The organism is Candidatus Pelagibacter sp. (assembly GCF_052049995.1).
Classification (GTDB): Bacteria; Pseudomonadota; Alphaproteobacteria; order Pelagibacterales; family Pelagibacteraceae; genus Pelagibacter.
Genome location: NZ_JBNGYX010000003.1, coordinates 133,770 through 147,712, shown reverse-complemented (window position 1 = coordinate 147,712; position 13,943 = coordinate 133,770). Strand labels below are relative to the sequence as shown.

15 protein-coding genes are annotated in these 13,943 nt (G+C 30.9%); 8 read left to right on the top strand and 7 right to left on the bottom strand.

The genetic code is table 11. From position 1 onward, the window contains the following. Positions 1–3: 3 nt before the first annotated feature. Positions 4–969 carry a hydroxyacid dehydrogenase gene (locus ACTT9Y_RS04060; RefSeq protein ID WP_440933122.1) on the bottom strand — a complete coding sequence of 322 codons (966 nt, stop codon included), beginning with the start codon at positions 967–969 and terminating at the stop codon, positions 4–6. Between the two features lie 111 nt (positions 970–1,080). On the opposite strand from ACTT9Y_RS04060, the gene ACTT9Y_RS04055 reads away from it, so the two are divergent. The 3 genes from ACTT9Y_RS04055 to ACTT9Y_RS04045 all read left to right on the top strand — a co-directional run bounded on the left by ACTT9Y_RS04055 (position 1,081) and on the right by ACTT9Y_RS04045 (position 4,106). Further along, the gene (locus ACTT9Y_RS04055) at positions 1,081–1,677 is read left to right on the top strand and encodes a TRAP transporter small permease (RefSeq protein ID WP_440933121.1); all 597 of its coding nucleotides are present in this window, start codon (positions 1,081–1,083) and stop codon (positions 1,675–1,677) included. Next, the gene (locus ACTT9Y_RS04050) at positions 1,677–2,966 is read left to right on the top strand and encodes a TRAP transporter large permease (protein WP_440933120.1); all 1,290 of its coding nucleotides are present in this window, start codon (positions 1,677–1,679) and stop codon (positions 2,964–2,966) included. Before ACTT9Y_RS04055 ends, ACTT9Y_RS04050 begins: the two co-directional genes overlap by 1 nt. Positions 2,967–3,053: 87 nt before the next feature. Continuing rightward, on the top strand, positions 3,054–4,106 hold the full coding sequence (locus tag ACTT9Y_RS04045) for a TRAP transporter substrate-binding protein (RefSeq protein ID WP_440925441.1): 1,053 nt from the start codon (positions 3,054–3,056) through the stop codon (positions 4,104–4,106). Positions 4,107–4,146: 40 nt separating this feature from the next. On the opposite strand, the gene ACTT9Y_RS04040 is transcribed toward ACTT9Y_RS04045, so the two are convergent. Further along, entirely contained in the window at positions 4,147–4,617 is a 471-nt protein-coding gene (locus ACTT9Y_RS04040; RefSeq protein WP_440925440.1) for a tetratricopeptide repeat protein, read from the bottom strand. Between ACTT9Y_RS04040 and ACTT9Y_RS04035 the strand changes: the two genes are divergently transcribed. Both ACTT9Y_RS04035 and ACTT9Y_RS04030 read left to right on the top strand, forming a co-directional pair. Further along, positions 4,534–5,955: a cytochrome-c peroxidase gene (locus tag ACTT9Y_RS04035; protein ID WP_440933156.1), complete on the top strand. Its 1,422-nt coding sequence runs from the start codon at positions 4,534–4,536 to the stop codon at positions 5,953–5,955. The genes ACTT9Y_RS04040 and ACTT9Y_RS04035 overlap by 84 nt on opposite strands. A gap of 30 nt (positions 5,956–5,985) precedes the next feature. Further along, positions 5,986–7,068: a Gfo/Idh/MocA family protein gene (locus ACTT9Y_RS04030; RefSeq protein ID WP_440925439.1), complete on the top strand. Its 1,083-nt coding sequence runs from the start codon at positions 5,986–5,988 to the stop codon at positions 7,066–7,068. On the opposite strand, the gene ACTT9Y_RS04025 is transcribed toward ACTT9Y_RS04030, so the two are convergent. From ACTT9Y_RS04025 to ACTT9Y_RS04010, 4 genes are read right to left on the bottom strand one after another with little or no spacing between them, the layout of a single operon-like run. Then, entirely contained in the window at positions 7,061–7,984 is a 924-nt protein-coding gene (locus ACTT9Y_RS04025) for an NAD(P)-dependent oxidoreductase (RefSeq protein WP_440933119.1), read from the bottom strand. The two genes, ACTT9Y_RS04030 and ACTT9Y_RS04025, sit on opposite strands and share 8 nt — an antisense overlap. Before the next feature lie 15 nt (positions 7,985–7,999). Then, complete coding sequence (locus ACTT9Y_RS04020) at positions 8,000–8,980, bottom strand: phytanoyl-CoA dioxygenase family protein (RefSeq protein ID WP_440925437.1); 981 nt, start codon at positions 8,978–8,980, stop codon at positions 8,000–8,002. 31 nt (positions 8,981–9,011) lie between these two features. Then, entirely contained in the window at positions 9,012–9,881 is an 870-nt protein-coding gene (locus ACTT9Y_RS04015) for a 2OG-Fe(II) oxygenase (RefSeq protein ID WP_440933118.1), read from the bottom strand. Beyond that, positions 9,882–10,826: a ketopantoate reductase family protein gene (locus ACTT9Y_RS04010; protein ID WP_440933117.1), complete on the bottom strand. Its 945-nt coding sequence runs from the start codon at positions 10,824–10,826 to the stop codon at positions 9,882–9,884. 88 nt (positions 10,827–10,914) lie between these two features. On the opposite strand from ACTT9Y_RS04010, the gene ACTT9Y_RS04005 reads away from it, so the two are divergent. The 3 genes from ACTT9Y_RS04005 to ACTT9Y_RS03995 are packed head-to-tail and all read left to right on the top strand — an operon-like array spanning position 10,915 to position 13,149. After that, on the top strand, positions 10,915–11,892 hold the full coding sequence (locus ACTT9Y_RS04005) for a DUF1907 domain-containing protein (protein WP_440933116.1): 978 nt from the start codon (positions 10,915–10,917) through the stop codon (positions 11,890–11,892). A 28-nt stretch (positions 11,893–11,920) separates the two neighbouring features. Further along, positions 11,921–12,337: a MarR family transcriptional regulator gene (locus ACTT9Y_RS04000; protein WP_440925433.1), complete on the top strand. Its 417-nt coding sequence runs from the start codon at positions 11,921–11,923 to the stop codon at positions 12,335–12,337. After that, positions 12,334–13,149, top strand: coding sequence for a 3-methyl-2-oxobutanoate hydroxymethyltransferase (locus ACTT9Y_RS03995; protein WP_440933115.1), 816 nt, complete (start codon positions 12,334–12,336; stop codon positions 13,147–13,149). Before ACTT9Y_RS04000 ends, ACTT9Y_RS03995 begins: the two co-directional genes overlap by 4 nt. Here the strand turns inward: ACTT9Y_RS03995 and ACTT9Y_RS03990 are convergent. Continuing rightward, positions 13,146–13,940 (bottom strand): HpcH/HpaI aldolase family protein, encoded by a 795-nt coding sequence (locus ACTT9Y_RS03990; RefSeq protein ID WP_440933114.1) that lies wholly within the window; start codon positions 13,938–13,940, stop codon positions 13,146–13,148. The two genes, ACTT9Y_RS03995 and ACTT9Y_RS03990, sit on opposite strands and share 4 nt — an antisense overlap. Positions 13,941–13,943 lie beyond the last annotated feature (3 nt).

The window sequence follows — 13,943 nt, the reverse complement described above, 5'->3', positions numbered from 1 at the left end:
TTACTACAATCTTACAATTTTTGATTTTTCTAATGTATCATCGAAATAATCAATTATATTTTGAATTGTTTCTACACCCATTCTTGTCATACATTCATCAGTAAAAGCAGCAGTATGTGGACTTAAATAAACTTTGTTATTTTTTAAAAGAGGATTATCATTTTCTGGTGGTTCTTGTTTGAATACATCAATTCCTGCTCCAAAAATTAAATCTTCATTTAAAGCTTTATTAAGATCTTCTTCATTTATAATCCCACCTCTAGCAGCATTAATGATGATACAATTTTTCTTCATTGTTTTAAGCAAATTATAATTAATAAGGTTTTCTGTTTTGTCTGTTAAAGGCATGTGTAGAGATATTACATCCATTGTTTTTACTGCCTCTTCAATATTATTAACTTTTTTCCCACCAAGCTTATCTATTATATCTTTATCTACAAATGGATCATAGACGTAAACATTCATTTCAAATCCCAAACACCTTTTAATTAGTGCTTTACCTATTCTACCAAATCCCATAATTAGGAAATTTTTTTTCCATATTTCAATGGTTTTAGGTAATTTATTTCTGTCCTTAAAATTACCTTCTTTAACTGTCGTATGATAAAGTTCTCTTCTTTTTGCAATATTTAGCAGGACAAACATAACATGCTCAGCAACTGTAACTGCATTTGCATTAGCTGTAATAGCAATTTTTATATCTCTTTCTTTAGCTGTTTTTAAATCAATATTATCGTAGCCAACTCCATGTCTAGAAATTATTTTAAGATTTTTTGCTTCATTAATTACATCACCTGATAATTTTGCTATTCTAATTGAAGCGCCATCACAATCTTTTATTTTAGATTTTAAATTTTCTACAGAGGTATCATCAGTTACTTCAACATCAAAGTTAGGGTGGTTATTAATTAATTCCATACCTTTTTCATGGACTTTTTGAATAATCAATATCTTTTTTTTATTACTCATAATTGTATATAAATTTTTTAGAGAGCATTTTTAATACGAGAATTATTATATAAAGTAAATTAGTTTTTTGATTAAAGTTGTATTTATTAAATAATTAAAATAAATTTAGCTGTGAATTTGACAATTAATATTCTCCTATTTGTTTTTAATATCCTTGAGAAAATAAATACTTTTTTTTTAAGAATTGGCAGACAATTTGCATGGATAGCAATACTTTTGATGGTGATTGTTATCTTAATACAAGTATTTTTTAGATATGTATTAAATAATGCGTTGCCATGGCCTGATGAGGTTGCTAGATTTTTGATGTTATGGATGACAGGACTGATTGCACCTTCTGCTTATAGATGGGGCGGATTTGTTTCAATTGATTTATTAGAGAGATTTTTACCAAAACTTATATCAACTTTTTTAACTTTGTTTTTGTTAATTGTATCTCTTTTTGTCTTAGTTATAGGTTTAGAATTAGGTTTTAAACATATTAATGCAGGGTGGATATTTAATTCTTCTTCGATAAAAATTCCTTTTCATTTAATTGGTGGAAAAGCAGAACCAATAAAATTAGCTTGGATGTACATGTCTTTACCAGTTGGGATTATATTTTTAATATCTGTGAACATAGAATTAATTTTGAGAAATATTCTTACGAATTTTACTAGGTTAGATTTACCTGAAGATTACGATAAACAAAAGTTGGAGACACAATAATGTTAGTTTGGTTCCTTCCTTTGTTTTTATTATTTCTATTAATTGGCTTACCAGTATTTTTTGGTTTGTTAGCGGCACCAGGAATTTTACTTTGGTTAAATGACCAGGCCAGAGATGGTGCAATGTTGTATAGGAATATTTATAATGGAATAGATAGTTTTCCACTTATGGCTATTCCTTTTTTCATGTTAGCTGGGGAGTTAATGAATAGAGGGGGAATAACACATCGTCTTGTAGAGTTTAGTCAGGCGATGATGGGTCATTTAAAAGGTGGTTTGGCTCATGTGAATGTATTGACTTCAATGTTATTTGCAGGTTTATCGGGTTCAGCTGTAGCTGATACATCAGCAATTGGATCAATGCTTATTCCTGCAATGGAAAAGCAAGGATATACAAAAAAATTTGCAGCTGCTATTACCGCAGCTAGTTCTGTGATAGGACCAATTATTCCTCCGTCAGGGATTATGATTATTTATGCTTATGTAATGGGCGAGAGTGTTGCTGCATTATTTTTAGCAGGGATTGTACCTGGCATTTTAGTAGGAGTTAGTTTGATGGTCACAATAAAATTTATGGCTAAGAGATATAATTTTCCAGCAGTGACAGAAAAAACAACTTGGAGCCAAAGAGGCAAAGCATCTCTTAAAGCTTTTTTTCCTTTAATGACACCAGTAATAATTTTAGGAGGTATTCTTGGTGGAATTTTTACTCCAACAGAAGCATCAGCTGTAGCAGCTGCTTACGCAATGTTTATCGGTTTGTTTGTTTTGAAATCATTAAAATGGAAAGATGTTCCTAAAGTGATGACAAAAGCAGCGATGGTATCTTCAGTAGTTCTTCTTTTAGTAGGCGCTGCAATGGCTTTTAAAACCGTTGTAAGTTTATCACATGCTCCTGAGCATCTTGCCGCTTTTGTTTTAGGATTAACTGATAACCCTTATGTTTTATTATTTCTTATAAATATTTTATTATTTGTTGTTGGAATGTTTTTAGATGCAGGTCCAGCTATAATTATTTTGGGGCCTATTCTTGGACCAGTTTTTGTTGAGCTTGGAGTTCATCCTGTACATTTTGCAATTATTATGTCTGTAAATTTAACTGTTGGTTTAGCAACCCCACCCATGGGTCTTGTGTTATTTGTTGCATCCTCTGTTTCTGGGGAAAGAGTAGAAACAATTGCAAAAGCTATATTGCCATTCTTAGCTGTAGAAGCTATAGTTATATTTTTAATAACATATTTTCCATCAATTTCGATGACGATTCCTTTACTTACTGGATTCGCAAAATAAATTTTTTTTTTTACTAGTCGATAGACTCTCGAATTCAATTTAAGTATAGTTTTTGTACATAAATATTTAATGAGAGGGGAAATAATTATGAGTAAATTAATAAAATCATTTTTTTCATTATTATTCTTGATCAGTTTTACTGCGTCAGTTTCGGCTGCAGATTATAACTTAAGAATGACAATGAACTCTAATGATCAAGATGAAGACTATGATGGTGCTGTAGTATTTAAAAACTACGTTGAAGCAGCTTCAAATGGAAAAATAGCTGTAGAACTTTTTGTAGGTACTCAGCTATGTTCAAAGGGTGCTGAGTGTTTACAAGGTGTATCTGATGGAAGTATAGATATTTACATTTCTACTTCTGGAGGTGCTGCAGGTGTATTTCCATATGTTCAAGTTTTAGATTTACCTTATCTAATGGCTGATGACAGAATTGCTGAAGATGTAATGCAAGGTGATTTTGTAAGAACAATGAGAAAAATGGCTCTAAAAGATTCTAATGATTCAATTAGATTGATGACAATTGGAAATACTGGAGGATGGAGAAATTTTGCAAATACAAAAAGAAGAATTGCAAATCCATCCGACATGAAAGGTTTAAAAATCAGAACGGTTGTAGCTGATTTACCTCAGGAGCTTGTAAGAGCGTTAGGTGCATCTCCAACTCCTATTCCATGGCCAGAATTATTTACATCATTTCAAACTGGTGTAGTTGAGGGTTCTAAAAATGGAATTACTGACATTATGAACATGAAGTTTCCTGATGCAGGCCTAAAATATGTTACTTTAGACGGTCACGCATACATGGGAGCATTATGGTGGATGAATAATGCAAAATACGAATCAATGTCATCAGATCTTAAAAAAGTAGTGACTGATGGTTTCTATGCTTTGCAGCAAGCAACTTTTGCTTCGCCTAAGAGAAAATCAATCAAAGCTTATGAGGATTTTGTAGCTGGTGGAGGAGATTTGTATGTTCCTACGCCTGATCAAAAAGCTAGTTTTAAAAAAGAAGCTAGCCCTGTGTATGATTGGTTTAAAGCTAATGTTAAAGGTGGAAAAGAAATTTTCAACGCTTTAACTAAGGCAGTAGCTAAAGCAGAGAAAAAAGCGTCGAGCGCATACAAAAAAGATTTGTAATTTTAAATTAATATAATGGGGCGGATTTTAGTTCGCCTCATTATCTGAAAGGATATATCCAAGATTTATAATCTTTTATGAGAATATGAGCTTTTTCAATTTGTTCAGGAGTCATTTTTTTAATAACTTCTTCCTGAGAAATTGCAGCATCAGGATCTCCACCAATAGCAGACAAACCATACCACATATAAGCTCTAACAAGATCGGGAGCAGGAAGTCCTCTACCAATTTCGTAATACCATCCAACACCAGATTGAGCACCAGGATGACCTTTCATAGAAGATCTGAGATACCATTCAAAAGCTCTAACATCATCTCTTTCAACACCAAGACCCATAGCGTACATAATTCCAATAAGCTCCTCAGCATCAGCATTACCAGATCTAGCAGCTGGCATAAGTTCTTCCATAGCTTCTTTAAATTTTCCATCTTCCATCAAATCTCGAGCATTTTCTATTTCTGCAAAAAGTATGGATGGAAGAAACAAAAGTATAGAAAGATATTTAATCATTTAAAAATAATATTATTTATAATTCCATTTTTAATTTCAGTAAATAAAACTTACGCAACTGATTTACCAAAACCACTAAAGAGCGAAGATTTTCATGAAGTTGATATAGAAAAAGTTAAAATTGGAAGACTTTTATTTCATGACAAAATTTTATCTGCAAATCGAAACATTGCTTGCGCAACCTGCCATAGCCATGATCTAGGTGGTTCAGATGGACTTTCGTTAGGTATTGGTGAAGGAGGTCAAGGTATAGGTTTAGAGAGAACTGCAGGTGCGGGTGATGATAAAATAAAAAAACGAATTCCAAGAAATGCTTTAGCTTTATGGAATTTAGGATTTAAAGATATTACAACATTGCTTCATGACGGTAGAGTGACTAAATCTGATACATTTGGCAATGGTTTTAATACCCCAGCGCAAGAACTACTTCCAAAAGGACTTGATAATATAGTTGCAGTTCAAGCTTTGTTTCCAATGACTAGACAGTTTGAGATGGCAGGAAACCCAGGTGAAAATGAAATTATAGGTTTAGTCTCTAAAGTTGGAAAAGATAGTATGAGAATTGATAGGGTATGGCCTGTAATTACACACAGGATTAGAGGAATTCCAGAGTATGTTGAGTTATTTAAAAATGCTTTTGATGATGTTAACGGTCCTTTAGATATAAACATTACACATATTGTTAATTCAATTGCTGCATTTGAAATTCATGAATGGACATCTTTTGACTCTCCCTTTGATGAATATTTGAATGGAGATAAACATGCTTTAACTTTAAAGCAAATAAATGGGATGAATTTATTTTATGGAAAAGCAAACTGTAGTTCTTGTCATTCAGGATCTTTGTTGTCAGATCAAAAATTTCATTCAATAGGAATTCCCCAGTTTGGTCCTGGAAGGACACGCCCTTTTGATCCTTATGCACGTGACGTCGGCCGAATGGTCGAAACGGATAACATAAACGACATGTATAAATTTAAAACGCCAGCATTGAGAAACGTTTCTTTAACAGCTCCCTACGGTCATAATGGTGCTTATCCAACTTTAAAATCAATAATTAAGCATCATTTAAATCCAATTAAAATGAACAAGAATTGGAAACCTGAATATGCAAATTTACCTAAGGCAACTTGGTTAGAAGAAATTGATTTTGTAACCTTTTCAGACAAAAGAGAACAAGACAGAATTCTATCAAGCATTGACATACAGCCTATAGAATTGAATGATAAAGAAATTGATGAACTTGTTTCTTTTCTCAAATCTTTAACAGGCAGAAGTGGAAATCAGAGACCACTGGGTAAACCAGATAAAGTGCCAAGCGGGCTAAGTATTGATTAAGTTTTTAAATTAAACTGATACAAACATAATATGAAAAAAATAAAATATGGAATTATCGGAGCAGGGACAATGGCTCGAGAACATATTTTAAATATATCATTAATTGATAATGCTGAAGTAGTTGCACTTGCTGATCCTCATGAAGTTTCATTAAATCAATGTAAAGAAATTCTAAAAACAAAAGTTTTTTGTTTTAAAAATCATTTAGAAATGATTGAAAAAAATATCGTTGATGTGTACTTAATTTCATCTCCTAACTTTACTCATATAGAAATCTTGAAAGATGTAATCAAAACTAAAAAACACATATTAATAGAAAAACCATTATGCACTAATACAAAAGATTGCTTAGAAATAAAAAAACTTACAAAAGATTATCCTTCAGTATTTTGGACTGCAATGGAGTATAGATATATGCCGCCAGTTTCAAAGTTTATTAATGAAATTCATAATAACAAAATTGGTAATTTAAAAACTTTAACCATAAGGGAACATAGATTTCCTTTTTTAAAAAAAGTAAATGATTGGAATCGTTTTGAAGAAAATACCGGTGGTACACTTGTTGAAAAATGCTGCCATTTCTTTGATTTAATGAGATTGATTATTCAAAGTAAGCCGCTCAGTGTTTATGCAAGTGGTGGTCAAGACGTTAACCATTTGGATGAAGTGTATAATGAAAAAAAGCCAGACATCATTGATAATGCCTATGTGATTGTAAATTTTGAAAATGGAGCAAGAAGTTTGCTTGAGCTTTGCATGTTTGCAGAAAATTCTGACATGCAAGAAGAGCTTGTAGCCACAGGAAATAAAGGCAAAATTGAAACTTCGGTCCCTTCTAATGATTCAGGTAAAACCTCATCAAATATAAGAATTGGAATGAGAGATGGTAAAACACATATCGAAAATATTGAAGTAGATAAAAAAATTCTTGAGGCCGGCCACCATCATGGATCTACTTACTACGAACACTTAGCTTTTTTGAAAGCTATTGAAAGTAATTCAGATCCAGAGGTTTCATTACAAGATGGTTTAATTGCTGTTGCAATGGGTGAGGCTGCAGAAAAATCAATAAAACAAGGTCGATTGATAAATCTAGAGGAAATAATTAATTAAAAAAATCTGTAATTTTTTTAACTATAAAGTCACTTACTCTAATGTTTGACTCTGTTGTTACACCAGAGATATGAGGTGTCAAAATACAATTCATACCTGGTTTTATTTTGTGATAAAATTTGCTCTCTATTGGTTCATTTTCAAAAACATCTAGAGCAAATCCAGAAATAATATTTTTATGGTAAGCTTCAATTAAATCACTTTCATTTATTATACCTCCTCTTGAGGTATTTATTATAATTGGTTTATTCTTCATTTGAGAAAATGAAAATTCATTTACCATGTTTTTTGTTTCATCTGTTAAAGGCAAGTGTATGGAAATGATATCTGATTTTTCATATATCTCCTTTAAACTTGATAATTTAGCGTCAATTTCTTTATCATTTATTTCTTTAACATAAGGATCGTAGGCTAAAATCTTTAAACCATTTTTTGAAGAATACTCAGCAACTTTTTTTCCAATTATCCCAAATCCTATTATCCCTAAATTTTTTTGGTTTATTTCTATGGACTCAATTGTTGTTCTTGGCCATTCACCTTTGATAGTTCCATTATGAAACATTGGGATTTTTTTTATAAGAGACATTGATGAAGAAACGACATATTCAGCAACAGAATCTGCATTCATTCCTGTAGCTGGTTGAACATGAATTTTTTTATTTTTGCAATATTCTGTATCAATATTATCTAAGCCAACACCCAACCTTCCAATAAATTTTAACTTTAAGGCATTTTTTAAAATGTCTAAATTTACCTGAGTTTTATTTCTAACAATTAGACCTTCATAATCTTTAATCATGGTTGTTAGTTGTTTTTCATTTTCATATAATTTTTCATCATACTTAACATCAAATTTTTTATTTAAATTTTCTAAACTACTTTGATTGATAAATTCTGTAATTAAAATTTTAGTCATTAATTTTTTTAAATATCAAACTAAATTTGACAAGTCTCTTTTATTATTCTTAAATGTCGGTAAAGGATACTTAAATGCATGTTTTCCGATACGTCTTTCTTTAGCATTCTCCCAAAGAGATAACCATTGTTTAAAATTTTGAACTTTAAGATTGTTTTTATTTTTACTTCTAACATAGAAGTTTGGAAGCGGCTCCCTGCCTGATGGTTGTCCTGCAACATTATACCTTAAATCAGCACTAATTCTAAAATCATTTGATCTATTTGGTAAAGAGCAGTGAATAGAATGTTTGTGCAATAATATTATATCACCTACATTTGCTTCTAAATAAATGTGCTCCATATCATCAAGTAATTTACTATTTTTTAATTCCACCTGTCCTCTATATCCAGATACATGGTTTAATAATCCCATTTTATTAATTTTTTTTACTGTAATCATACATCCATTCTTTTTAGTAGTTTTGGTGAAAGGAATCCACACTGTAACCATATCAGTTAATTTTTGTCCTCTAGAATTTAAAACTGCAGCGTCTTGATGCCATGGTGTTCTACCACTTAAGCCGTCATTAATTGATCCTCTTGGTAATTTTTTTTCAGGTTGTTTGATTCTAGTATTTTGAACAGGGTTAGACATTATTTCTTTCCCTAAAATTTTTTCAACAACATCTAAAATTCTTTTATTTGTAATTAAATTCCATAATGATTGAGTAGCGAAATAATCACTATCTTTTTTAACATGGTCTCTTGGTAATCTTGTATTAAAATATTGATCCAGATCATAAATATTAAGTTTTGATATATATGAATATTTTTTTTTAAAATTTAGAGTAAGAACTTTTTTAATTTCGGTTTTTTTTGCATACTTTTGAATGAGACAATCCATGACAAATTCCATATCATTAAGAACTGGTTTTAAGTCTCTTCTATAGTCAAGTATATTTTTAACAATCAAGTACCCACTCTCGTATAATTTTTTTTGAAGAGTATTTGTCATTGTTTAAATTTATTTTATCATAGAAATAATTTCAATGTTTTGGTGCTATGGTTAAATAGTTCACGTCATGAAAAGAGGTTAACATTCTTTTTTTGTTGCTAATTATATGAGGATAATATGAGATTCCTTTGTAATTCCATATAACTGGTTTATTTAAAGCATAACTTCCATAAATAAAAAAACGTTTTGGACAATTTTTCTCCATAAAGCGCTTTACTCCATGATAGGAATTTGGAGTAGATTGAAAAAAAACAACAGTCCCTTTTTTGGGTGTAAAAGATTTAACTATTTCAAGCTCATCTATTTTTGGAAATCTTCTAAAACTTTTTCTTAAATTTTTTTTTGCCTTTTTCCTGTAGATAGTAAGAGAGCCACCATTCTTTTTTGGTATGTCTGTTAAATAAATTAAGAAATTATATAACCTAGTTATATCATCCCTATGAGGTCTTAATCTATATCCTCCTTTGGATACTGAAAAGTCAATATCTAAATTTACTTTAGGATTAGTATAATTATTACCCAACATTTTTTTCAATTCTTTAGAATTTACTTTTTTTTTAATAGTAAACTTTTTAGGATTAAAGGATTTTGGTTTATGTAAATTAACCCACGATCCATCTTTAAAATTTTTAATAAAAATACTCTCAATTTTTTTATAAAAAGTCTTGCTATTTAAAAGCTTAAAAAGTTTTGCAGAGTTAACTGAGTTTTTGATATATGAATTAAAATTTTTCGAACCTTTATTTATTCTGCTTCTGCCACCCATAATCATATCATCAAATGATTTAGAGTTACTGATTTCTTCAATTAATAAATTACAGATACTTTTAGAAACAACATTGTCACCAACTAAAACTGGAAAGTTACTTTTGATTTTTTTTAATTTATTTGTACTAAGCATTTAGCTGTACATACCTTCTTTCACTTTAATCATTTTATACATAAGGTCGTTTAATGGTGTCTTAACACCATGTTTTTTACCTATTTTTGAAACAGCACCACTAATAAAATCAATTTCAGTTTTTCTTTTATATTGAACATCAAAGGCCATTGAAGATTTGTTAGTTTGCATAGAATCTACAATTTTATTGAACATAAATAGACATTCATCTTCAGAAACATTTACACCATCAGCAAGTGCAACGTCTCTAGTTTCTAAAATTATTTCCTTACCCAAACCTCGAGATACTTCGTTTGCTTTATTATTTATATATAAATCTGTATGATGAAGATCAAAAATTGCAGATAATGGTCCAATTGCTGTTAAAGCGAAAAGTTTCATCCATTTTCTTTTCTTTACATCTTCCGCAGCAATCATTTCAAGATTATGTGCTGTAAAAGTATCTGCTATTTCTTTAATTCGATCAGTAATTCCTCCTTCGTACTCACCAATCCAAGATGGTAACGAACCATGATTCATTATATGACCTGGTCCTAAAATATTTGAAGCTTGAGTAGTTGTCCCACCAATTACTTTTTCATCACCCACAATACTTTGAATAATTGCTTCATGACCAATACCATTTTGAAATGACATAAACACTGTTTTATCTCCTATGATATTTTTAATACTGTTTAATGCTGGCTCTAAAGCTGTAGCTTTGCACATGACTATTACAGCATCTACTTTATCTAACCAGGATGGATCTGAAGTGGCTTTAACTTTTATTACTCGATTTCCGCCATGTCCATCCATCTTTAAACCATCTTTATTAATTGCATCAACATGCTCCTTCCAAACGTCAATTAAAATTACATTTAAACCTTTTTCAGAAAGTAAACCGCCAAACAAGCAACCCATTGCTCCTGCACCAAGTACAGCCACTTTTAAATCTTTGTTAATCATCGTTATCTTATTTAAAATTATTTATGTATAGAAATTATATATATTATCTATAGACAATATGCAAAATAAATTATAGCTTATTATTGTCATGCAATTAAAAATAGAAAAAGGAACTTTTAAAGATTATCCATTAGAGGATATTTCAGATGCGTTAAGAAAAGGATTGTCTGAAAATTTCAAAAAAGTTGAAGTAGAAGTGGTAGATTGCCCAAATCTTAGAGATTGGGATTGTCCATCAGAAGGAATTAGTGGAAATCAAAAAATAATAGACGTTGGCGGAGAGCCTTATATGCATGATCCAAAATTTATTGGTGCAGAGTTTGACTATCAAGAAATATCTAAAATGATTGATTCTGAAAAATCTTATGCTTTAGGAGCTGGATCAGGTGCAATGTCATGTTTAGATGGTCATTGTGGAGAATTAGTTATAAATGAAAATTTAATAACTGATGAATCTAAATCAATAATAGCAAGAGTAAGTCCTGACAAAAAATGTATTGTTGAAAAATATTCTGCAAAAAAACACGGTGGACTTGGAAATGTTTATTATACAGATGGCAAACAAGGAAAAGTAATTAAAATTAAAATCAAAGGCAGAAACGGAGAACAAGGTTCTTTGCCTCAAGCAATAAGGTTTTCTTTATTAAAAAATTTGAAAATTAAAGATAATGAGCACATGTCTCTTGCAGGTGTGTTTAGAGTATTAAATGGAAAAATAAGATCTCACGTGCAACCTGATTATAAAGATATTAAACACGAGTATTACGATCCAAAACAAATGAAATGTGTAAAAGATTTTCTTCAATTTTACGAACCTGTTGGACCAAAATTACAATGCTATACAGTTCTTTGGACTGGTGATCCAACTGGGGGAGAATTAAATTTAAGAGAATCTGGCGAACATACTCACTTTCATTCTTACGAGCATGATAGAGACGCCGGCCATTATCATTTTGATGTAACACCAGAGGAAATAGAATACGAATGTTATTTTAATACTGCAACAGAAGTACATAGAGTAAACAACATTTATAAAGAACTATTAAGTAAAAATAGTATTGAATAGAAAACTCAATGAGTTTAAATTTATTTAAATGAAAAGACAGTTCAAGTATCCAAAACACTTTGAAGAACAAAAAAAAATTCCAAAACTTACTCAAAAAAGAATTCAATTAGCAGAAATATCACTTGGTGATTTTGAAGGAAGATTAGCCAATGAATTATTGAATTGGTTTTCTTTAACCCCACAACATTGGATAATGTTGCATATGGTTATGCTTGCTTATTACAAAAATAAATCAATTACCAAAAATCAATTACTTAAAGTAATTGAGAAATCATATTTAACCTCAAACGTTTATATCGATACAGCAATTAAAAAAGGTTATTTTAGAATAATTAGAAACGAGAGAGATAAACGGTCTATTTTTATTTTACCTGCAGTAATTACTATCAAAACCTTTGAGGAGTTTATTGACAGAAGAGATATTCTTTATAAAGGAATTAAATGAAGAATATTTATACATGGGCTGCTAAACCAGCGAAGCGAACTTTGACTGTAGCAGATTTAAAAGCAGCTAAAGGAAAAAGAAAATTTACACAAGTAACAGCGAATAGCGTTGAAGAAGCTGATGCGGCAGAAAAGGCAGGCTTTGATATGATTATATCAAACGCAAAAAATGTAATTCCTGCAAGAGAAGGTTCAAAAAATTTATTTTTAACAGCTGCTTTAGTGTTAAATGAGTTTGTAACTGCAGAAGATATTATGCGTGGAGCTTTTAAAGCATTAGAGAATGGTGCTGATGCAGTTATGACACCAAGAAGTATGGACATAGTTGAAATGCTGGCTAAGGAAGATGTTCCTGTGATGGGACATTTAGGTTTAGTTCCAAGAAAATCTACTTGGATAGGTGGACTAAGAGCAGTTGGTAAAACAGCAAATGAAGCTTATGAGTTATTTCAAAAATTTAAAAGGCTAGAAGATGCAGGAGCTTTTTCTGCTGAGTGTGAAGTAATACCTGAAAACGTAATGGGAGAAATTTCTAAACGAACAGATATTGTTACCGTCTCTTTAGGATCTGGAAGAAATGCAGATGTGATGTATTTATTTATGGAAGATATCTGTGGTGATACTGAAAATCCGCCAAGACATTCCAAAGCTTATGGAAACTTATTAAAACTAAGAAATGAAATTAAAGTTGAAAGAGTTAAAGCGCTTAAAGCATTTAAAAAAGATTCGATGTCTGGAAAGTTTCCAGGTAAGAAAGAATCTTCTAATTTAGATAAAAATCAGTTCGAAGAATTTTTAAATCAACTTGATTAATAAGTAGCGTCGTCGTCTTTTTTAGACAAAGAACCTTTCATCTTATCTACAGTTGCTTTTGCGCCAGCGCTTAAAGCTCTTAAATCAGATGCTATTGTAACAAAATCAAAACCTTTTTTGATCATTTTAGTGGCATATTCTGTAGTACCGTTATGAATTCCTGCGAAAATATTATTTTTCTTTGCATGTTCTAAAATTCTCAAAATTTCAGAATAAGCTTTTGTTGTTTCAGCTCTATCAAATCCAGGTTTTTCACCTATTGCTAAACTTAAATCTGCTGGTCCAATATAAATACCATCGACACCTGGTGTAGACATAATCTCATCAAGATTATCTAAAGATTCTTTTGTTTCTATCATTGCTAATTTTAGTATTTCTTCATTAGCGTGATCCGCATAATCAGCTCCACCATAAATTAAACCTCTAATAGGACCAAAACTTCTGTAACCGTCAGGTGGATACATGCACGCTTGAACAAAATTCTCTGCCTCTTTTTTATTACTTACCATCGGACAAACAATTCCATAACATCCAGCATCTAAAATTTTCATAATTTGACCTGGTTCATTCCAATTAACTCTTGCTAAAGGAGTTACATCCGTTGTTGATATTGTTTGAAGCATAGGAAGCGCATTACTGTAGTCAACTAATCCATGTTGCATATCAATAGTTAAAGAGTCCCAACCTTGATGAGCCATTGCTTCAACTGAGGCTGTACTTGGAATAGCACACCAGCCGTTAATAACAGGTTTACCTTCCTTCATCATTTGTTTGATTTTATTTTTTCTCATTTT